At 52.5% G+C, this 20,986-nt stretch carries 18 protein-coding genes; 10 read left to right on the top strand and 8 right to left on the bottom strand.

Annotation, left to right across the window (positions count from 1 at the left end; translation table 11 throughout):
• Nucleotides 1-11: 11 nt before the first annotated feature.
• Together dnaG and rpsU are read right to left on the bottom strand one after the other, a co-directional pair.
• Nucleotides 12-1,748: a DNA primase gene (dnaG, locus tag JC793_RS15785; RefSeq protein WP_218426620.1), complete on the bottom strand. Its 1,737-nt coding sequence runs from the start codon at nt 1,746-1,748 to the stop codon at nt 12-14.
• A gap of 111 nt (nt 1,749-1,859) precedes the next feature.
• On the bottom strand, nt 1,860-2,075 hold the full coding sequence (gene rpsU, locus JC793_RS15780; protein WP_004240446.1) for a 30S ribosomal protein S21: 216 nt from the start codon (nt 2,073-2,075) through the stop codon (nt 1,860-1,862).
• Between the two features lie 449 nt (nt 2,076-2,524).
• On the opposite strand from rpsU, the gene tsaD reads away from it, so the two are divergent.
• Nucleotides 2,525-3,544, top strand: a complete 1,020-nt coding sequence (gene tsaD / locus JC793_RS15775; RefSeq protein ID WP_218426618.1) for a tRNA (adenosine(37)-N6)-threonylcarbamoyltransferase complex transferase subunit TsaD — start codon at nt 2,525-2,527, stop codon at nt 3,542-3,544.
• Nucleotides 3,545-3,580: 36 nt separating this feature from the next.
• On the opposite strand, the gene plsY is transcribed toward tsaD, so the two are convergent.
• Nucleotides 3,581-4,237, bottom strand: a complete 657-nt coding sequence (gene plsY, locus JC793_RS15770; RefSeq protein WP_046893125.1) for a glycerol-3-phosphate 1-O-acyltransferase PlsY — start codon at nt 4,235-4,237, stop codon at nt 3,581-3,583.
• Nucleotides 4,238-4,346: 109 nt separating this feature from the next.
• On the opposite strand from plsY, the gene folB reads away from it, so the two are divergent.
• From folB to yedF, 7 genes are all read left to right on the top strand, one after another.
• Entirely contained in the window at nt 4,347-4,700 is a 354-nt protein-coding gene (gene folB, locus JC793_RS15765) for a bifunctional dihydroneopterin aldolase/7,8-dihydroneopterin epimerase (RefSeq protein WP_218426617.1), read from the top strand.
• 141 nt (nt 4,701-4,841) lie between these two features.
• Complete coding sequence (bacA, locus tag JC793_RS15760; protein WP_046893127.1) at nt 4,842-5,663, top strand: undecaprenyl-diphosphate phosphatase; 822 nt, start codon at nt 4,842-4,844, stop codon at nt 5,661-5,663.
• A 257-nt stretch (nt 5,664-5,920) separates the two neighbouring features.
• Nucleotides 5,921-7,084 (top strand): hydrogenase nickel incorporation protein HypB, encoded by a 1,164-nt coding sequence (gene hypB, locus JC793_RS15755; protein WP_218426615.1) that lies wholly within the window; start codon nt 5,921-5,923, stop codon nt 7,082-7,084.
• A 9-nt stretch (nt 7,085-7,093) separates the two neighbouring features.
• Nucleotides 7,094-8,224 (top strand): hydrogenase formation protein HypD, encoded by a 1,131-nt coding sequence (gene hypD, locus JC793_RS15750; RefSeq protein ID WP_107678525.1) that lies wholly within the window; start codon nt 7,094-7,096, stop codon nt 8,222-8,224.
• 1 nt (nt 8,225) lies between these two features.
• Nucleotides 8,226-9,245 carry a hydrogenase expression/formation protein HypE gene (gene hypE, locus JC793_RS15745; protein WP_166708493.1) on the top strand — a complete coding sequence of 340 codons (1,020 nt, stop codon included), beginning with the start codon at nt 8,226-8,228 and terminating at the stop codon, nt 9,243-9,245.
• A 733-nt stretch (nt 9,246-9,978) separates the two neighbouring features.
• A complete protein-coding gene (gene yedE / locus JC793_RS15740) occupies nt 9,979-11,190 on the top strand; it encodes a selenium metabolism membrane protein YedE/FdhT (RefSeq protein ID WP_052926585.1) in 1,212 nt (403 codons plus the stop codon).
• A 10-nt stretch (nt 11,191-11,200) separates the two neighbouring features.
• A complete protein-coding gene (yedF, locus tag JC793_RS15735; RefSeq protein WP_046893132.1) occupies nt 11,201-11,446 on the top strand; it encodes a sulfurtransferase-like selenium metabolism protein YedF in 246 nt (81 codons plus the stop codon).
• 36 nt (nt 11,447-11,482) lie between these two features.
• On the opposite strand, the gene JC793_RS15730 is transcribed toward yedF, so the two are convergent.
• Nucleotides 11,483-12,112, bottom strand: coding sequence for a TetR/AcrR family transcriptional regulator (locus JC793_RS15730; RefSeq protein ID WP_166708492.1), 630 nt, complete (start codon nt 12,110-12,112; stop codon nt 11,483-11,485).
• Nucleotides 12,113-12,199: 87 nt separating this feature from the next.
• Here JC793_RS15730 and JC793_RS15725 point away from each other — a divergent pair, with 87 nt between their 5' ends.
• Nucleotides 12,200-12,904 carry a DAPG hydrolase family protein gene (locus JC793_RS15725; protein ID WP_218426613.1) on the top strand — a complete coding sequence of 235 codons (705 nt, stop codon included), beginning with the start codon at nt 12,200-12,202 and terminating at the stop codon, nt 12,902-12,904.
• Nucleotides 12,905-12,955: 51 nt separating this feature from the next.
• Here the strand turns inward: JC793_RS15725 and rdgC are convergent, their stop codons facing one another.
• A complete protein-coding gene (gene rdgC, locus JC793_RS15720) occupies nt 12,956-13,864 on the bottom strand; it encodes a recombination-associated protein RdgC (RefSeq protein WP_046893135.1) in 909 nt (302 codons plus the stop codon).
• 178 nt (nt 13,865-14,042) lie between these two features.
• Here rdgC and mak point away from each other — a divergent pair, with 178 nt between their 5' ends.
• Entirely contained in the window at nt 14,043-14,951 is a 909-nt protein-coding gene (gene mak, locus JC793_RS15715; protein ID WP_218428475.1) for a fructokinase, read from the top strand.
• Nucleotides 14,952-15,087: 136 nt separating this feature from the next.
• Here the strand turns inward: mak and JC793_RS15710 are convergent, their stop codons facing one another.
• The 3 genes from JC793_RS15710 to sbcD all read right to left on the bottom strand — a co-directional run bounded on the left by JC793_RS15710 (nt 15,088) and on the right by sbcD (nt 20,855).
• The gene (locus tag JC793_RS15710) at nt 15,088-15,690 is read right to left on the bottom strand and encodes a nitroreductase family protein (protein WP_046893136.1); all 603 of its coding nucleotides are present in this window, start codon (nt 15,688-15,690) and stop codon (nt 15,088-15,090) included.
• A 195-nt stretch (nt 15,691-15,885) separates the two neighbouring features.
• On the bottom strand, nt 15,886-19,572 hold the full coding sequence (locus JC793_RS15705) for an AAA family ATPase (RefSeq protein ID WP_218426611.1): 3,687 nt from the start codon (nt 19,570-19,572) through the stop codon (nt 15,886-15,888).
• Complete coding sequence (gene sbcD, locus JC793_RS15700) at nt 19,569-20,855, bottom strand: exonuclease subunit SbcD (protein WP_218426609.1); 1,287 nt, start codon at nt 20,853-20,855, stop codon at nt 19,569-19,571. Before sbcD ends, JC793_RS15705 begins: the two co-directional genes overlap by 4 nt.
• Between the last annotated feature and the right edge of the window lie 131 nt (nt 20,856-20,986).

Raw genomic sequence — 20,986 nt, 5'->3', positions numbered from 1 at the left:
AATAATAATACTTATTGCCGGACCCGCACGAGAAGACTCACTTCATTGCGCTCTTCAGGGGTCAGACCTTCTGTCCGCTCTTTGGCGATCAGGAAGTTAAATCTCTCATTGAGAGCAGATACCACCAGATGATTTAAGGCATCTTTGAAGGTTTTTTCTGCGATCTCATCTATCTCTATATCGTTCCATCCGGCCAGTTTTTCAAGCTGTGGCGCTAATTTATTATCACGGTAGTGTTCCAGTAACTGACCGGTGGTCAGCCCCGGGTGTGATAAACAGGTATCAATCAGCTCCCTAAATAATGCAAAACCGGCAATACGGCTGGTATCAATAGATTCCAGCGGCGGCACTAATTGTGCAAACTGCGGATTCTGTACCAGCAGCGCTATCAGTATCCGCATGGTGGTCGGTTTCAGTTTCGGTGCCTGATAACCGGGACTGCTTTCACTCTGGCGGATGGCCTGTTTGAGCTGCGCGATATCCGGTAACCCGAGTAAATTACCCAGTTCCTGCAATAAAAACGCCTGCTGTGCTTCACCCGGAACGCGGCTTATCAGCGGCATTGCCAGGGCATTCAGTTTGCTGCGCCCCTCCGGGGTACTCATATCCACCTGACGCAGCAGGGTATCGAACAGAAACTGAGACAGACTGTGTGCCTCATTCTGCCGCTGCTCAAAGGCTTCACGGCCTTCGCGGCGTACCAGTGAATCCGGGTCATCGCCGTCCGGTAAAAACATAAAACGAAGCTGCCGCCCGTCATTGAGATGGGGAAGGGCAGTTTCGAGTGCCCGCCAGGCGGCTTCGCGTCCGGCGCGGTCTCCGTCATAACAACAAATTATGGTATCAGATGTCCGATAGAGCAACTGTATGTGCTCTGCCGTTGTCGATGTCCCGAGCGAGGCCACCGCATAATCAATACCGAACTGTGCCAGGGCAACCACATCCATATAGCCCTCGACCACAAGGATGCGGGACAATTCGCGGTTTTTCTGCTGTGCTTCATACAGTCCGAATAACTGACGACCCTTATGAAAAATATCGGTTTCCGGTGAGTTCAGGTATTTCGGCATCGCATCGTCAAGGACACGTCCGCCGAAAGCAATTACCCGTCCGCGCCGGTCACGGATAGGAAACATCACGCGTTCACGGAAGCGGTCATAGCAGCGGCCGTTATCATTGACCACTAACATGCCGGCATCCAGTAACTGCTGACGATCATCCTCGCTGCGGGCAAAGCGTTTGAGGACGTTGTCCCATCCTGCGGGGGCATAGCCGATAGCAAACCGGCTGATAATGTCCTGACTCAGACCCCTGCGGTTCAGGTATTCACGGGCGTGCACGGCGTTATCCGCCTGTAATGCATGGCGGTAAAAGCTGTCCAGTTTTTCCATCAGCTGATAAAGATTCTGGCGCTGATGTTTTTCTATCTGGCTGCTGCCGCTTCCGGTTTCATAAGGAACATCCAGCCCGTGCATTGCTGCTAATTCTTCGATCGCCTCGACAAACTCGAGCCGGTCATAATTAATTAAAAAATCAATAGCATTGCCGTGGGCACCACAGCCGAAGCAGTGGTAAAACTGTTTATCGCTGCTGACTGTAAAAGAGGGAGTTTTTTCGTTGTGGAAAGGACAACACGCCTGGTGATTTTTACCGTGTTTTTTCAGCGGCACCCTGACATCGATAAGATCGATGATATCGGTTCTCGCTAATAAGTCGTTGATAAATGTGCGTGGAATGCGCCCGGCCATAACCCCTTTTTCGCCTGTCTGATAACGATAATAAGCCGCGCTTCCTTCCGGAAACACGGCCATTAACTGCAACTACTGCGGTCTGACTAAGTTGCGGCGCGGCCGCAGCGATTAGTACAGACGAGTACGACGTGCGTTTTCGCGAGCCAGTTTCTTAGCATGACGCTTAACAGCAGATGCTTTAGCGCGTTTACGTACAGTCGTTGGTTTTTCATAAAACTCACGACGACGTACTTCAGCTAATACGCCTGCTTTTTCGCAGGAGCGTTTGAAACGACGCAGTGCAACGTCAAATGGCTCGTTTTCACGTACTTTAATTACCGGCATGTGCCTCTCACCTCAATAAATAGGTCTGTACTGGCGTTATGCCAGTTGTCTTTAAAATGGTGCGGAATTTTACTTCAATGTGACCCACGTTGTAAAGTGCTGTGGATAATCAGACAGAGAAATACCCCGGATTTGGTCCGGTGTTACCGCCGGGACCGGATCCGCACACCCGACAGGGGTTTTACAGAGGGTGGAGATTATAGCGGATACGCGGCGATTTGTCAGCAAGATAAATCCGCCGCGCAGGGGAAAAGTGTGTGGATAACTGTGTGCATCCTGTGAATAAGCGGTTTCCGGTGAATAAAAAGACGGCAAAAAAGTCCCGTATTTCACCTTAATACCTGTCAGCACGCCATTATGGTGATACACTGATCTCTTTGCGGAGACGGATGTGCTTCCTGCTGTCCGCCGCCAGTCCCGTCAGTTTTTGTTCCAGCGAGTTAAGTCCCATGCGAGTGTTAGGCATTGAAACGTCCTGCGATGAAACCGGAATCGCAATTTATGATGATGAGGCCGGTTTGCTGGCTAATCAGTTATACAGTCAGATTAAAGTCCACGCGGATTACGGCGGCGTGGTGCCGGAACTGGCATCCCGTGACCATATCCGGAAAACGGTGCCGCTGATTCAGGCCGCACTGAAAGAGGCCGGTCTGACGGCACAGGATATTGATGCGGTGGCCTATACCGCAGGACCGGGGCTGGTCGGGGCGCTGATGGTCGGGGCAACAGTCGGTCGGGCACTGGCGTTTTCATGGGGTGTCCCGGCAGTACCGGTTCACCATATGGAAGGCCATCTGCTGGCACCGATGCTGGAAGAACATCAGCCGGAGTTTCCGTTTGTCGCGCTGCTGGTCTCCGGCGGCCACACGCAGTTAATCAGCGTAACCGGTATCGGTGAATATACGCTGCTGGGTGAGTCTATCGATGATGCAGCCGGGGAAGCTTTTGATAAAACAGCTAAATTACTGGGGCTGGATTATCCGGGCGGGCCTGCACTGTCACGCATGGCGGCTCAGGGCACGCCGGGGCGTTTTACGTTCCCGCGTCCGATGACGGATCGCCCGGGGCTGGATTTCAGCTTCTCCGGGCTGAAAACGTTCGCTGCCAACACGATTCGCCAGAACGATGATTCAGACCAGACCAAAGCGGATATTGCCCGCGCTTTTGAAGATGCTGTCGTGGATACACTGGTGATCAAATGCAAACGTGCGCTGGAGCAGACCGGTTTCAAACGGCTGGTAATGGCAGGCGGGGTAAGTGCAAACCGCACATTGCGCGAACGCATGGCGCAGACACTGCAAAAACTGGGCGGAGAAGCGTTCTATGCCCGTCCTGAGCTGTGCACGGATAACGGCGCGATGATTGCGCTGGCCGGGATGATCCGCTTTAAAGGCGGGATGCGCAGTGAATTAGGCGTGACTGTCCGCCCGCGCTGGCCGCTGGCTGAGTTACCCCCGCCGGATAAATAATTTCCGGACACAAAAAAAGGCGCTGATGCGCCTTTTTTAATCCTCTTTTTCCTGCTCTTTTGCTTCCTGGATTATCTCTTTATCCGTTTTGGCCTGCTTTTTCTTCAGCTTCTGCCAGATACGGCTTTCCTGTCCGCGCCACAGCCGCTGAATGTTGTCATGATGGCGGATAAGCACCAGGCAGGAGAGCATGGCGACCGGGAAGGTAAACTCCGGTTTGAACCACCAGACATAAAACGGTGCCACCAGGGCGCTGACAATCGCACCCAATGATGAGTAACCGCTCAGCAGCACGGTCAGCAGCCAGGTCCCGGCGACCAGCCCGGTCAGATCCCAGCCGATGGCGGCAATCGACCCGAATGCGGTTGCCACGCCTTTTCCGCCTTTAAAGTGGAAAAATACCGGATAAATATGGCCTAAACAGGCTGCAATGGCGATAATACCGAGGTAAAAATACGGTATTTGCAGGAGGTAAGCGAGCCAGACCGGCAGCATACCCTTGAGAACGTCGCAGATAAGGACACCGGCAGCCGCCAGTTTGCCGCCGATCCGCAACACATTGGTGGCACCCGGGTTTCCGGAGCCGTGGTGACGCGGATCCGGCAGTCCCGCAAGACGGCAGATCAGGATCGCACTGGAAACAGATCCCAGCAGATAAGCGAAGATGATCATACCAAGCGCGATTCCACTCATGCCTTCCCTCCTGACAGACGGTAAATTATAGTTATCAGCCTCCATGGATAATACGCATATTTCATGGGAAGTGATATCCGATGAGCATAAAAAAACGGGGTAATTGCGGATGGATGTTGTTTTTATTAAGAAACTTGTTGTTTTCACAACGATTGGTGCTTACGACTGGGAAAAGGGTATTACGCAGAAATTAGTGCTCGATATCGAAATGCACTGGGATAACAAACGCGCATCAGAGAGTGATGATGTGGAACATTGTCTCGATTATGCCGGGGTCAGCACGGCGGTTCTGGATTATGTGCAGACAAGACAGTTCGCACTGGTTGAACGTGTGGCGGAAGAAGTGGCGTCATTATTGCTGACACAATTCGGAACCCCGTGGGTGCGTATTCGCGTGGCCAAGCCGGGAGCGGTGGCGCAGGCGGAAGAAGTCGGTGTCATAATTGAACGAAGTGCGGGCTGATGTTGTCATAATGCCGTCAGCGGAACTGTCATAAAAGCGGCAGGGGTGTCATAAAGTTGTCACACTTGCGTCATATGCTGTTCGTATCCTGCATTCCCGCCTCCGGGAGTGCCTTATTTTATCTGCCATACAGGGCGTTATATGGGCGATATCACAAGTTTACTGCATGCTTTGATTCTCGGGGTTGTTGAAGGATTAACTGAATTTTTACCGGTGTCATCAACCGGTCATATGATTATTGTTGCCGAGCTTCTCGGGTTTACGGGCGATAAAGCAAAAACGTTTGAAGTGGTTATCCAGCTTGGTTCCATCCTCGCCGTGGTATTCCTGTTCTGGCGTCGGATGTTTGCGCTTATCGGTATTCATTTCGGCAATGTTCCCCATGAAGGGCAGACTCAGGGAAAACTGACGTTACTCCATATTATTATTGCGATGCTGCCGGCGGTGGTACTCGGGTTATTGCTGCGTGATCAGATAAAATCACTGTTTAATCCGGTGAATGTGATGTACGCGCTGGTAGCGGGCGGTATCCTGCTGATTGTGGCGGAAGTCTTTAAACCGAAGAAAGCACAGGCTACCGGGCTTGATGACATCAGTTACCGTCAGGCATTTGCCATCGGTTGTTTCCAGTGTCTGGCACTGTGGCCGGGATTCTCCCGCTCGGGTGCCACCATCTCCGGCGGTATGCTGATGGGGATCAACCGTTATACCGCATCAGAATTTTCCTTTATTCTGGCGGTACCGATGATGATGGGTGCGACAGCACTGGATCTGTACAAGAGCTGGCATTTCCTGGGCAGCTCAGATATCCCGATGTTTGCGGTCGGTTTCCTGTCGGCGTTTATTGTGGCGCTGATTGCCATGAAAACGTTCCTGTCACTGATTAAGCGTATCTCCTTTATTCCGTTTGCTATCTACCGCTTTATTGTGGCCGCGGCTGTTTACGTCGTATTTGTTCACTGAGTTCAGCGTAAACACATCACTATTTGCGCAGGGAAAATCCATCTGACCTGCGCAAAGTCAAAGCAGGCACTCCGCCGATTTGCTACAAATATAATTAATAACGGACATATAAAAGCCGGTAATGGTTTACCGGCTTTTATGTGTAATATTTTATTTATGTTGACTGCCCGACACCATGTGATCAGATGCTTTGCACCTGTCACGAGTCTGACCACAATGCCGCGCCGGAGCCAATAAATCGAGCAGGAGTCAGGATTATGTGCAGCACATGCGGTTGCAGCGAAGGAAACGTGCAGATTGAAGGTCACAGCCACGACCTCCATGATCACCAGCACCATGATCACCAACATCATGATCACCAACATCATGATCACCAACATCATGATCACCACCATCACGAGCATGATAACTCTTCCCGCCCCGTCATTATTCATCACCACCACTACCATCATAACGGCGATGTAAACCACTACTATTATGACGGCCGTGAAGCCGGTGAAGAGCATGCTCACGGACACAGCCATGAGCACAGCCACGGACATGAACACAGCCATGACCACGGTCACGATCACAGCCATTCTCATGAGCACGGACATGCTTACGACCATCATCATTCACATGATCATGAGCATTCGCATGACCACGGTCATGAACAAGCGGCTGCCTTTGCGCCGGTGGTGGATAAAGACAATATGCATTACGGGATGGGGGAAGCGGGTACTCACGCACCGGGCCTGACCCAGAAACGCATGGTGCAGATTGAAATGGGGGTGCTGGATAAAAACAACCAGATCGCTGTTCATAACCGTGAACATTTACAGAAGCAGGGCATTCTGGCGCTGAACCTGGTGTCCAGTCCCGGCTCCGGCAAAACCACATTACTGACCCGCACACTCAATTATCTGAAAGATAAAGTGCCTTGTGCTGTGATTGAGGGCGATCAGCAAACCACCAATGATGCTGAGCGGATCCGTGCAACCGGCGTGCCGGCGATTCAGGTTAATACCGGCAAAGGGTGCCACCTGGATGCTCAGATGGTGCATGATGCGATGCATCATCTCGGACTGAAAGATAACAGCCTGTTATTTATTGAGAATGTCGGTAACTTGGTCTGCCCTGCCGGTTTTGACCTGGGAGAACAGCATAAAGTGGCGATCCTGTCCGTAACAGAAGGTGAAGATAAGCCACTGAAATATCCGCATATGTTTGCAGCCGCTGATCTTATGCTGATTAATAAAATCGACCTGCTGCCGTATGTGAATGTCAATATTGAAGCCTGTGTGGATGCGGCACGCCGTGTGAATCCGGATATTGATGTGATTGTACTGTCTGCCACTACCGGTGAAGGAATGAATGAGTGGGTCGCCTGGCTGCAGGATCGCCTGAGTGATGTAAACCAGCAGCGCAGTGCAGCGGAATAAGGGATTTCTATGCGTTTTGTTGATGAGTTCCGTGATCCGGCGCTGGCAGAAAAACTGCTGGCGCAAATCAGGGAAGAGATGGCTTCATGGCCGCACCCGCTGAAACAGCCTTTGCAGATTATGGAAGTGTGCGGCGGGCATACGCACGCCATCTTTAAATTCGGGCTCGATAAATTGCTGCCTGACTCAGTGGAATTTGTGCACGGACCGGGATGCCCGGTCTGTGTGCTGCCGATGGGGCGTATTGACGCCTGTCTGGAAATCGCAGCCCGTCCGGAGGTGATTTTCTGCACGTTCGGTGATGCCATGCGCGTTCCCGGTCGCGGCGGTTCACTGCTGGATGCGCGCCGTCACGGCAGTGACATCCGTATCGTCTACTCCCCGCTGGATGCGCTGACTATTGCCCGCGATAATCCGGATAAAGAGGTCGTCTTCTTTGCCCTGGGTTTTGAAACCACCATGCCGGGCACGGCGGCCACGTTACAGCTGGCGAAAAAAAGCGGACTGACAAATTTCACCGTTTTTTGTCAGCACATCACCATTATCCCGACGCTGCGCACACTGCTGGAACAGAAAGATGTGTTTATCGACGGCTTTATCGCGCCGGGACACGTCAGTATGGTGATAGGCTGCACGCCGTATCAGCCGCTGTGTGATGAATTTGCCAAACCGTTTGTGGTGACCGGGTTTGAACCGCTGGACTTGCTGACCGCTATTCTGATGGTTGTCCGCCAGCTGAAAAAACAGGCGCAGGATAAGCTGGCGCCGATGGCGGTGGAAAATCAGTACAGCCGTATTGTTCCGGAGCAGGGAAACCAACTGGCACAGAAAGCACTGGCAGAGGTCTTTGAGCTGAAAGCCAGCAGTGAATGGCGCGGGCTGGGCAATATCGCAGATTCCGGCATACAGCTGACACCGGCTTATCATGAATTTGATGCGGAGCGCCGCTTCCGGCCGCAGCCGCAATCTGTTGCGGATAACCCGCTGGCACGTTGCGGGGATGTGTTAACCGGCCGCTGTAAACCGGCTGATTGTCCGCTGTTCGGCACAGCATGCACACCGGAAACCGCACTCGGTGCACTGATGGTTTCCTCTGAGGGAGCATGTGCGGCTTATTATCAGTACCGGCGCGGAGAATAAAATGAAACCTATTACTGAAATCACCCTGGCACAGGGCAACGGCGGACAGGGGATGCAGCAACTGATCGACTCCCTGTTTTTACAGGCATTTTCTAATCCGTATCTGAATGAAAAAGAAGACCAGGCGCGAATACCGCTGGCGGAATTACAGGCCGCCGGTGATCGTCTGGCGTTCAGCACTGACAGCTATGTGATCGACCCCATTATTTTCCCCGGCGGTAATATCGGCAAGCTGGCAGTATGCGGCACAGCCAATGATTTGTCTGTCGGCGGTGCGATCCCGCGCTATCTTTCCTGCGGATTTATTCTTGAGGAAGGTCTGTCGTTTGAGATCCTCTCTCAGTTGGTTAACAGCATGGCAGAAACCGCAAAAGCGAATGGCATTCAGATTGTGACCGGCGATACCAAAGTGGTTCCGCGCGGTGCGGCTGATAAAGTCTTTATCAATACCGCCGGTATCGGGGTGATCCCGCATCAGCTGAACTGGGCAGCAGCACAATGCCGTCCGGGGGATAAAATTATTGTCAGCGGCACACTGGGCGACCACGGTGCCGCAATTCTCAATCTGCGTGAAAACCTCGGACTGGATGCGGATCTGCGCAGCGATTGTGCGGTACTGGAACCGATGCTCGCACCGCTGCGGACAATTGACGGCGTCCGGGCTGTTCGTGATGCCACCCGCGGCGGTGTCACCGCTATTCTGCATGAGTTTGCGGATGCTTCGCAGTGCGGCATGAATATCGAAGAACAGAAATTGCCGCTGAAAACCGCAGTACGTGGTGTGTGTGAACTGCTGGGACTGGAAGCACTCAATTTTGCCAATGAAGGCAAAGTGGTGATTGTTGTTGCTCCGGAAGCCGAAAACGCGGTACTGGCAGCTCTTCATAACAGCCAGTCCGGACAGGATGCCTGTACCATCGGGCAGGTGACAGAGGCAAAACAGGTGAAAGTACAGGGGATTTTCGGTGCAACGAGGTTGCTGGATCTTCCGTATAACGAGCCGCTGCCCCGCATCTGCTGAATCTGCGAATCTGCGTCATCCTCCGGTCTGTGGCGGTGTTGGCTTCGTTCGGCTACCCCGGTCACATACTGGTGTATGCTCCCGGGGATATCCTCACTTCGCCGCCTTGCCACAAACCTGATGATTTAGCAGATTGATTTTTCTGTTCTCTGTTTTTAACAGAGTTCAAGTACATGAGGGGTTAACCGGCAAAAAAGGAAAGCGTTAAGCGCCATGGATGGCGCGAACCGAATCTGCGTCATCCTCCGGCCTGTGGCTGTGTTGGCCGCACTCAGGATTCCGGGTCACATACTTGTGTATGCTCCCCGGAATCCTTCCCTTGCCGCCTTGCCACAGAGCGGATGATTTAGCAGATTCATTTTCCTGATTTCCTGTTTTTTCTGAGTTTAAGTACATAAGGGACTAACCGGCAAAAAGAGGAAAGCGTAAAGCGCCAGGGATGGCGCGATCCGAGCGAACAGGGACGTGTCAGCGTCTTTCCGGTTTGCTGGTTATTCCCTGATTCTCCGGTGATGAGGTAATTCGCCAAATAACCGGCAAAAAAAGAAAGCGTAAAGTGCCGGGGATGGTACGACACGGGCGGGCAGGGACATGTCAGTATTTTTAAAATATTAATAAGCTAATTATCTCAACAGGAGTATGATTCTCCGGTGGATCACATATACAGATCCTACTGGTACACATGTACTCCGACATCGATTCCCGACGCTGTCGGGATTTTTTTGGTAAAAAAATGAACTGGTCTACATTTAAATCAACGTATCTTGTCAGGTTCTGGCAGCCGTTGCCCGCAGTGATCGCCGCCGGCATCTTATCCGCATACTACTTCGGATTAACAGGCACATTCTGGGCGGTCACCGGAGAGTTTACGCGCTGGGGCGGACACATTCTGCAACTGTTCGGCGCTCATCCGGAAAACTGGGGGTATTTTAAGGTGATCGGTTTGCAGGGCTCGCCCCTGGATCGTATCGACGGTATGATGATTATCGGCATGTTTGCCGGTTGTATCGCCGCAGCCTTATGGGCTAATAATGTCAAAATCCGCCTCCCGCAACACAAAATCCGTATCTGGCAGGCCGTTATCGGCGGTATTATTGCCGGTTTCGGTGCGCGTCTCGCGATGGGGTGTAACCTGGCGGCGTTCTTTACCGGTATCCCGCAATTCTCCCTGCATGCCTGGTTCTTTGCGCTGGCAACCGCCGCAGGCTCTTACTTCGGCGCGAAATTTACGCTGCTGCCGATGTTCCGTATTCCGGTCAAACTGCAGAAAGTCAGCAAAGCCTCGCCGCTGACACAGGATTTGCAGCGGGCGAAACGCCGTTTTCGTCTCGGTATGCTGATTTTCCTGCTGTGCCTCACCTGGTCTCTGTTCACACTGTTTAAATCCCCGAAACTGGGGATGGCGATGCTGTTCGGTATCGGGTTTGGTCTGCTGATTGAACGGGCGCAAATCTGCTTTACCTCCGCGTTCCGTGATGTCTGGATAACCGGACGTACCCAGATGGCCAAAGCGATTATTCTCGGCATGGCGGTCAGTGCTATCGGGATCTACAGCTATGTGCAACTGGGCGTACAGCCGAAAATCTTCTGGGCAGGCCCTAATGCCGTGATCGGCGGGTTGCTGTTCGGTTTTGGTATTGTGCTGGCGGGCGGATGTGAAACCGGCTGGATGTACCGCGCTGTGGAAGGTCAGGTGCACTTCTGGTGGGTCGGACTGGGGAATATTATCGGTGCGACCATTCTGGCGTACTACTGGGATTCCGTGGCGCCGTGGCTGGCGACTGACTACGATAAAGTCAATCTGCTGGATACCTTCGGCCCGGCCGGTGGTCTGCTGGTCACTTACGGATTACTCGCTTTCGCCTTTATCCTGTTACTGATGTGGGAGAAACGCTTCTTCCGCCGGAAAAACCAGGCTGACGCTGTCGCCTCTGCTGCACACTAAGGAGCACACCATGAATACCGATAATACTGTAATTGTACCGGATTACCGGCTGGATATGGTCGGTGAGCCGTGTCCGTATCCGGCAGTGGCGACCCTTGAAGCCATGCCGTCACTGAAAACCGGGGAGATCCTCGAAGTGGTGAGTGACTGCCCGCAATCCATCAATAATATCCCGCAGGACGCCAAAAACCACGGCTACACCGTGTTATCCATCCAGCAGGACGGGCCGACAATCCGCTATCTGATACAGAAATAATGCGGTTTACGGGCACCGGTTATCTGCCGGTGCCTGTCAGCACTTCAGTAATGCCACTGCGGCACGGATACGCGGCTCTACCGGATAGTCCGGCGCCGGAGGTGCCAGTTTCAGGGCAATCTGACGCAGCGGCTCCGCCATGACCATCGATAACAATAAATCACTGGTTTGTGCCGCATCCGGCTGAGATAAAAAGTCCTGATGCCGGGACAACCATTCCGCCAGCAGCGCGCGTCCGCGCTCGATTCCGCCTGCCTGGTAACGGGGCAGTAATAACTCCCGGCCGGGAAACTCACTGCTCAGCAGACAAAACAACCCTGCGGCTTCAGCGCTGAGCACCTTATGGCTCATGGTGGTCAGATTCTTTTCAAGTAACTGATAAAAGTCATCTTTATTTTCTGCATCCTGCATAAACAGCGGCACAAAAGAATCCGTCCAGCCGCGCACTATCTGCTCCGTCAAATCTTCCCGGTTTTCAGCAAACCGGTACAGCGTCTTTTTGGAGACACCGGCCCGTTTTGCCACGGCATCCATCGTCATGGCGGAATACCCCTGTGATAACAACAGGCAGAGCGATGCCTCACGGATTTTTGCAATCAGTTCTTCTTCCGGAACAACCGGACGTCCCCGTCCCCGTGACTCTGCGGCCGGTTCATGATTAGCCATACGTGCGATCCTCAATTGACAAATACCCGTTGCAGGACAATATTAATTTGGAAACGAAATTCGTTTCTTAATTATGGAGTATACGTTATGTCAGCAAAAAAACAAAACTTACCGTGGGCACTGAATGATATTAATCAGTTATTATCCCCTGAGCCACTGAGAATGGAAATGGGTCTGGAACGCAGCGATGAGGGGCTGCTGACAGTCTCTGTCAGAACCGATCTGCATGGTTGCAAAGGGCGGATGCTGGAGTGGTGGTTCACATTTTTTGAAACCACGCAGCATATCCGCTGGTGGCATCCGCATGACCATGTGGCACACCACGGCTGGGATTCCGTCTGGAAAAAAGGGGAGAGTTATATCGGGGCGACAATCCGTGCCGTTGAGTCACTCGGGCCGATCCCGCCGGTTGGTGCGACACTGAAATTCAATGATGCACCGGATTTCTTTGATGCGGATAAACTGGCGTCTGCACGGCAGACTCATCAGATTTCCGGTGCGGTTTGTGCTCATATCGGGTTCGGCGATGATGTAAAAACCGATACACTGGGTTACCCGATCGACGGAAAAATGCTGCATATCACGTATGATACTGAGTTCGGATGTGTATTACGCAGCCGGTTTTTACTCGGGGCGTCGCTGGCCGATCCGCTGACGGAATTGCCGGATGAGATTGGTTTCGGACTGATGAAGCACTGCTATAACGAGTTTACTTATCTGTCCCGTTTTCTGCCGTCGCTCTATTACGGCGAGCACGGTAACGATGAAAAAGCCCCGCTGCCGTGGGCATAAACAGCGGGTATCAGCGGGAGCCTGTTACCGGGCTTTCCGCAGATGTTGTTTTCAGTGTTCCGCCTCACCGCCGAGGGCAGCGATGGTACTGCTGATCAGCGCACTCAGTTCGCCGGTCATCAGAACAAAATCAGCATCAAAGCGCTGGGCAAAATCCTCGCGGTCGATATCTTCATTTTTATCTTTTAAATCATCACTGTATTTCAGACGCTTAAAGGAGCCGTCATCAGATATCAGGAACTGAATACGTTCTTCCCAGTCCAGAGCCAGTTTGGTGACGCATTTTCCGGCTTCAATACAGGTGGCGATTTCATCCGACACCAAATCCTGTTTTTTACAGCGGATGACACCGCCTTCTTCAAGAATCGCTTTCAGTTCGGCTTCATCCATCAGAGCAAAACCGGCCGGTAAATCACCGGAGCGTACCCATTCGGTCAGTGTCAGTTCAATCGGGTCTTTGGTGGTCAGCGGGATCACCGGCAGTGAGCCGAGTGTTTTACGCAGCAGGGCGAGATTATCTTCCGCCCGTTTGGCGCTGGCCGCATCGACGATAATCAGGCCGTTTTCCGCATCAATCCAGATGGCGGTCTGACTGAAACGGCTGAAAGCACGCGGCAGCAGCGCGTGAACCACTTCATCTTTCAGCGAATCTTTTTCGGTTTTCTTCAGTTTGCGGTGCTGCTCATGTTCCAGTTTTTCAATTTTTGCCTGTAATTCCTGCTTAATCACCGGCGATGGCAGCATTTTTTCTTCTTTTTTGGCACAGATAAGGATCTGTTTACCGGCGGCATGTGTCAGTGCATCGCCCCGGGAGCCCATTGGCGAAACCCAGCCGGTTTTCATCATATCCTGACTGCCGCACGGCGTGAATGCCATGTGTTCCAGCTGTTTTTCCAGCTCATCGGCAGACAGCGGAAACGGCGAGCTAAGGCGGTAAACGAGTATATTTTTAAACCACATCGGACAGTCCTGTTTTATGATGCGCGGTCATTGCGCGGTGAGAATTGCATCCCGCTATGATAACGGATCTTGCTGCGTTGCTCTAATGCCTTCGCGCGGAAACTTGATTGTCAGGCGGACGGGCTGCATTATCAGAGGTATGAAAGCAGAGCGTAAATCCACAGCAGAAGGGGACAGTATGCGGATTGGTATTGATTTGGGCGGCACCAAAATTGAAGTGATTGCACTCAGTAATGAGGGGCAGGAATTGTTCCGTAAACGGACGGATACGCCGCGTTTTGATTATCAGCAGACATTACAGGCGATTGCCGGTCTGGTACACGACGCAGAAGCCGCCACCGGAGAGACCGGTACGGTGGGCGTGGGGATACCGGGAACGCTGTCACCGGTTACCGGACGGGTAAAAAATGCCAACTCTGTCTGGCTGAACGGTCAGCCGTTTGATGCGGATCTCAGTGCATTACTGCAACGGGAAGTACGGGTGGCGAATGATGCAAACTGCCTCGCGGTTTCAGAAGCGGTTGATGGCGCGGGAGCCGGATTTCCGGTGGTATTTGCGGTGATTATCGGCACTGGTTGCGGTGCGGGAATTGCCCTGAACGGACAGGTTCACAGCGGCGGAAACGGCGTGGCCGGAGAGTGGGGGCATAACCCGCTGCCGTGGCAGGATGAAGCTGACCGGCTGTTTAAAGGGATGGCGGATTGCTATTGCGGTAAGCAGGGCTGTACCGAATTGTTTATCTCCGGAACCGGTTTTATGGCTGATTATACGGCGCTGACCGGCGAGGTCTGTAAAGGTGCGGAGATTATCCGTCGTTTGTCGCAGGGAGATTTACCTGCTGAACAGGTGATGGTGAATTATGAGCAGCGGCTGGCAAAAGCGCTCGGCCAGGTGGTGAACATGCTGGACCCGGATGTGATAGTGATGGGCGGCGGGATGAGTAATGTCGATCGCCTGTATCAGACTGTTCCGTCCCTGATTCGATCCCGTGTGTTCGGCGGTGAGTGTGACACACCGATCCGCAAAGCGGTTCACGGTGATTCCAGTGGTGTCCGCGGCGCAGCCTGGCTGTGGCCGAAAGCCTGATAAAAAAAAGCCCGCACAAGGCGGGCAAGGCATATTTTAACACGATAACAGAAGGTAATAACGACGCTTTATGACAGGTAAAGCGCCTGATGCGCCCGGGAACAGCAGCGGTTAATGTGCTGCTGAGTCCGGAAGATTAGTTAAAGATTCTGAAACGGCTTTCATCATCGATAAAGGCTTTTTCACCGGCTTCCTGCTCAATGGAGCCGAAAACTAACTGTGCACGCAGTTTCCAGTCTGCCGGGATATCCCAGGCTTTGCTGACCTGCTCATCAATCACCGGATTGTAGTGTTGCAGGGATGCACCGATATTTTCTTCAGACAGTGCTGTCCAGACAGCAAACTGTGCGATACCGCTGGCCTGTTCAGACCAGACCGGGAAGTTATCCGCATACAGTGCGAATTGTTCCTGTAATCCTTTGACAACAGACTGGTCTTCAAAGAATAAGACAGTACCGGCACCGGACAGGAATGCATTATCAATTTTGCTTTCAGTGGCGGCGAATGCGTCTGCCGGTACAATAGCGCGGAGTGCGTCTTTGACGATGTTCCACAGTTTTTTGTGGTTCTCACCAAACAGTACCACGACACGTGATGATTGTGAGTTAAATGCAGTCGGACTGTGTTTCACGGCTTCTTTGATGAGAGCAGCGATACGATCCTGAGAAACAGGCAGATTATTACCAAGGCTATAAATTGTTCTGCGTTTTTTAATTAACTCGATAAATGAATTAGACATGTTACTCTCCGTTAAATTTTTTGTCGGAAAAACCGGTTTCCGTGCTCTCTTCAGTTCATGAAGAACAGCATATAAGCAATGAATCAAAAAACATACCGAAAATATTTAACCTTATGTTTCAAAAAATTCGGCCAATATAAAAAATCTCAATAAATATCATTGAATTAACAGGGTGTTGCTCCCGGCGTGAAAATATCACGCTGATGTAACACGATATTCCGGTGACAATTTACTGATCCCGAGTCCGTTCATTTTTCTGACAGAGATCTGCACCGCAATCCGTTCTTTCATCGCTTCAATGTGGCTGATAACCCCAATCATTTTCCCGGTTGCGTTCAGGTTGTCGAGTGCATCCAGTGCGATATCCAGTGTTTCCTGGTCCAGTGTACCGAAGCCTTCATCCAGGAACAGCGATTCAATCTGTGTTTTATGGCTGACGAGATCAGACAAAGCCAGTGCGAGCGCCAGGCTGACCAGGAATGTTTCCCCGCCGGAGAGGGTTTTGGTGTCACGCTGAGTATCAGCCTGCCAGGTGTCGGTGATTTGCAGCTCCAGGCTGTCCGCCGTTTTGCGCTGCAATACATAGCGGCCGTGCAGTTTTTCCAGCCGCCGGTTTGCCAGATGGATCAGATAATCCAGAGTCAGCCCCTGTGCAAAGCGGCTGAATTTGGCACCATCGGCAGAGCCTATCAGCAGATTGAGACGGCTGCGGTCAGTCACGTCCTGCTGATGACGGATAATTTGTTCCAGTAAATCACGTTGTTGTATCCGCAGATTATCATCTGCGGTCAGACGTCCGCGCAGTTCCCCCTGACGGCTGCTCAATTCCCGCAGTTGTTGTGCCGCAGCAGTATGTAATTCTGTCAGTTGCAGGCGGGGCAGTTCACGGAACGGTTCCGGTTGTGCGGACAAGTGCTGTTCCAGTGCGGCTTTGGTATCCCCGAGGCTGGTGGCGGCTTTCAGTTGTGCCTGATTAAGTTCCGTTTCCAGGGTTTGCAGCTGCTGATGTTCCTCTTCACTGAGGAGAGCCGTGAGGAAATCCGCTTCACCGGCAAACGGGCTTTCTGCCAGTTGCTGCTGAAAAACCTGCTGATTCCGGCTGTGTTGTTCCTGCACATCCAGTATTTGCTGTTGCAGCCGTTTTTCTTCTCCCCGCAGCCCGGCAAGGTGTTGTTGCAGGCTGTCGCGCTGCTGTGTCAGGGCTTTCAGTGTGCTTTCAGTTTCCTGCTGCTGATGAAGCAGTTTCTGTAATTCGGCACTGATATTTTTATCACCGAACAGCGCCTGTCGCTGTGCCGTGACGGTTTTATGCTGTTCCTGAAGTGTGGCGAGTGCGGCGGACTGTTCTGCCAGTTGTGCCGTCAGTTTTGCCTGCTGTACTTCCAGATTTTGCTGTTGTGCGCCCAGCTCTGTGAGTTGTTGTGCACTTTGCTGTATTTGCTGCTCATTGGCGGCGAACTGATCACTTTCCTGCTGACGTTGTGCCAGCCACGCATTTGTTTCCTCCGGAGAGGGAATTGCGTAGCCAAAAGCGGTTACAGAGTGTACCAGAGACGTTTCCAGCGCCTGTTCCTGCTGCTGAAGTTCAGCCAGACGAGCAGCCCGCTCTGTCTGTTGTTGTGTCAGGAACTGCTGTTCCTGATTGTTGCGCTGTAGTGTCTGTGACAGTCGCTCACACTCAGTTTCTTCAGTCTGTAACCGGTTTTTCAGGGTAAGTAATTGTGTTTCCAGAGCACGGCGGCTTTCCAGTGCCTGTTGCTGCTGCTGATACAGCCCGTCATAGTGCTGAATGATGTCATTCAGTGATTCAGGGGAATCCGTCAGGGATGTGAAGCCGCCCCCGAGGCAGATTTTCTGCCACTGTGCGGTATGTGCCGCGAGAGCATTACCGGTTTCCTGTAATTCTGTACTCAGTTTTTCGTGCTGTGTGCGGGTAAACGCCAGCCGGGATTGTTTCTCCGTCAGGTGCTTTTCCGCTTCCCTGATGGTTTGTGTCAGTACCTCCAGGCGCTGTGCGGTTTCATCCGGCGTTACCTGCTGATAATCCGTGACAGCCGGGTGAGCCGTACTGCCGCACAGCGGACAGGGCTCTCCGGCCTGTAAACGCTGACGCTCCGCATCCAGCCTGACAATGGTTTGTTCGAGCTGATAACGGGCGGTCAGATCCCGCAGGTGTGTGTGCTGGTCAGCCAGAAGCGGTTCCTGCTGCGCGCACCAGTCTGTCAGTGTCTTTATTTCATCCTGAGATATCTGCTGCTGTTGCAGAAGATTTTTCCGGTTGCGGGTCAGCAGGGTGATTTCCGGTGCAATAGCCGCCAGTTTTTGCAGTAATCCGCGTTTTTCATCGGTTTGCTGCAGTTGTGCGGCTAATTGCTGATCTGATTCAGTCTGCTGTGCATGCTGCAATGTGGTTTGTAAGGTATCCAGTTCTGTTTTCAGCGGCAGAACAGATTGGTTACGGGCGGTCAGCTGGTTGGTTATTCCGGTATGTGCGGCAGCCAGCGACTGCTGCTGAACCTCTCCGGCCTGCTGCTGTTCTGTCAGAACTGATATCTGAGAACGGTATTCCCGGCGGGTGTTCAGTTCATGCTGCCAGCGGATAATGGCGGACGGAAGCTCTGCTTTCTGACTATTGTCCTGCCGGTACTGTGTGCTGCGGGTATGAATATCACGGGTTTGTGTCAGTTGTTGCTGAAGTTCTGTTGTACGGCTTTGTAACGCCTGCTGCTCCTGTAACTGTCCCTGATACTGCTGTTTCAGCGTATCAGACTGATTATTCAGCAGTTGTAACCGGTTATCCAGCGGCCTGATTTCGTTCTCTGCCAGCGTTTCCAGTTGCTGATACTGCTGTTTCAGTCCGGCGAGCAGCTGTTGTTGTTCTTCATACCGGCCGGTCAGCGGCTGCAGTGAGCTAACTGTACTTTCTGTTGTTTGTGTCAGCTCCTGCATACGGGCCGTTAACTGCGCACTTAACGTGGCGCTGTTCTGTACTGCCTCTTTTGCCGGACGCAGTTTCTCTGCCGGTTTGGCGCGGGCAAGCCGGTCAAGCTGTGTTTGTGCATCCTGTATCTGCCGCATAACTGAAGCATACTGCTGCTGCCGCTGTTCCGTTTCTGTCTCCAGCGTGTCGCGGCGCAGCCACCATTGCAGTGCTGTCTGTAATTGTGTCTGGCGGATAAGCTGAACCTGCTCATCAGCCTGCAGGGTGGTCAGTTCAGACTGACATGCAAGGCGTTCATCATCCGTCATAAGCCGGATAGCACCGGTCTGTGCTTCCAGCAAAGAAAGTGCCTGCTGTGCGGCTTTGTAGTCCTCATAAACCTGACGGGAGATCAGACGGTAAATTTCCGTGCCGGTCAGTTCTTCCAGCAGGTCCGCCCGTTCATTATCATCCGCATTCAGAAAGGCGGCGAAATTTCCCTGTGATAACAGGACAGAACGGGTGAAACGGGCGAAATCCAGGCCGGTGATATCAATGATATTCTCCCTGACCTGTGTCAGTTTGTCAGAGAGGATCTTACCGGTTGCACATTCCGCCAGTTCGGCTTTCGGCGGCTGAAGGTTTCCGTCTGCTTTATCTCTTGCGCGGCGCTGACTCCAGAAAGCACGGTATGCTTTTCCTTTTACGGAGAATTCCACTTCAGCCAGACACTCAGCAGTATGACGGGTCATCACATCATTCTGTGAAGCTGATGTTTTTACGCGCGGGGTTTCATGGTAGAGCGCGAGACAGATAGCATCCAGCAGGGTGGTTTTCCCGGCTCCGGTCGGACCGGTGATGGCAAACAGCCCGTTACCGGCGAACGGCTCCGCTGTAAAATCGATCTTCCATTCGCCCTGAAGTGAATTGATATTTTTAAACCGCAATGTCAGGATTTTCATTCACTTTTTCCTTTCCGGCTGCCGGCGCTGTTCTTTTTGCTGATATCGGTACTGTCCGCACTGCTGTCACTTTCTGCCTGATCGCGAACCTGCTCACAGACCTGCCGGAAAAGGGTGGTGAGGCGCGGGATATCACTCTCTTCAGTATCACTGAGTGCCAGACGGCGGGCAAAAACATCATCCGGCGTCAGCTCATTCAGGGTTTCGCGCAGGGCTTCGCTGTTGTCTGCGGTGACGGGTCTGCGCTCCCGGCGCAGCAGAAGCACTTCTGCGGCCAGTGGCTCTGTCAGCGCCTGAATGCGCTTCTGAATATCCGGCAGGTAATCACGCCCGGCGATTTCGATATCCAGCCAGACCGGTTGTGTGTGTTCATCGCGTGGCGGGAATTGTTCCAGTGCCCGGCTGATAGCATCAAAATCACCTTTCAGGCAGACCATAGGCTGAAAGCAGGGAACCGGCACCGCATCAATCGCCGTAATACTGTTGTTATCCAGAGTCAGCAGGAAGACACTTTTCTCCTGTCCGGATTCATCAAAACTGAGCGGAACGGGAGAGCCGCTGTAGCGGATGGTGCCACTGTCGCCGATGGATTGCGGGCGGTGAATATGTCCGAGGGCAATATAGTCAGCAGGAGGGAAAGCGCCGGCCGGGAAGGCATCCAGTGTGCCGATATAAATATCGCGGACAGATTCCGATGTTTTGGCACCGACAGTGGTCAGGTGGCCTGTCATAATGACGGGGATCTCCGCGCCCAGCGCTGTCCGTTTTGCAACCGCTTTGTCATAAAGGGTCTGATAGTGTGTCTGTATGGCCGTCAGCAGTGCCTGTTGTTTTTCAGCTTCGGATTGTCCGGCCTGACTTTCCAGAATATCCCGCGGCCGCAAAAACGGTACTGCGCAGATAATCGCGCCGGGCTGGTTCTGTTTATTATTCAGTACAATCAGATCCCGGCCCGGTTCCGGTCTGGCGATGACATCCACATTCAGGCAGGCCATCAGTTCGCGTGATTCATTCAGTGTGGCAACGGCATCATGATTACCGGCAAGCACAATCAGATGACAACCGGTCTGCTGCAGTTGTGCAACAAAACGGTTATACAGTTCACGGGCGTAGCTCGGCGGTGAGGCGGTATCAAAGACATCACCGGCGATAATCAGGGCATCCGCCTGCTGTTCTTTTATCAGGTTTATCAGCCAGTCTGAAAACTGCAAATGTTCCTGTAACCGGTTTTTAGTGTAAAAATACTGTCCGAGATGCCAGTCTGATGTGTGAATGATTTTCATATATATAGTTATTCCTGCCGGGAAAACTGACCGCACATTCTGTTTGCAATATGGTGTTTGCAATATGGTGTTCGCGAATGGTGTTCGTGTACGGTGCCCGCGCATTCGTGTTAGGCGGTTTACTGAAAACA

Origin of the sequence: Morganella morganii (genome assembly GCF_019242955.1) — a bacterium.
In the GTDB taxonomy this organism is placed as follows: domain Bacteria; phylum Pseudomonadota; class Gammaproteobacteria; order Enterobacterales; family Enterobacteriaceae; genus Morganella; species Morganella sibonii.
The sequence above is the reverse complement of the archived record's forward strand: the minus strand, read 5'-3'. Positions and strand labels throughout refer to the sequence as shown.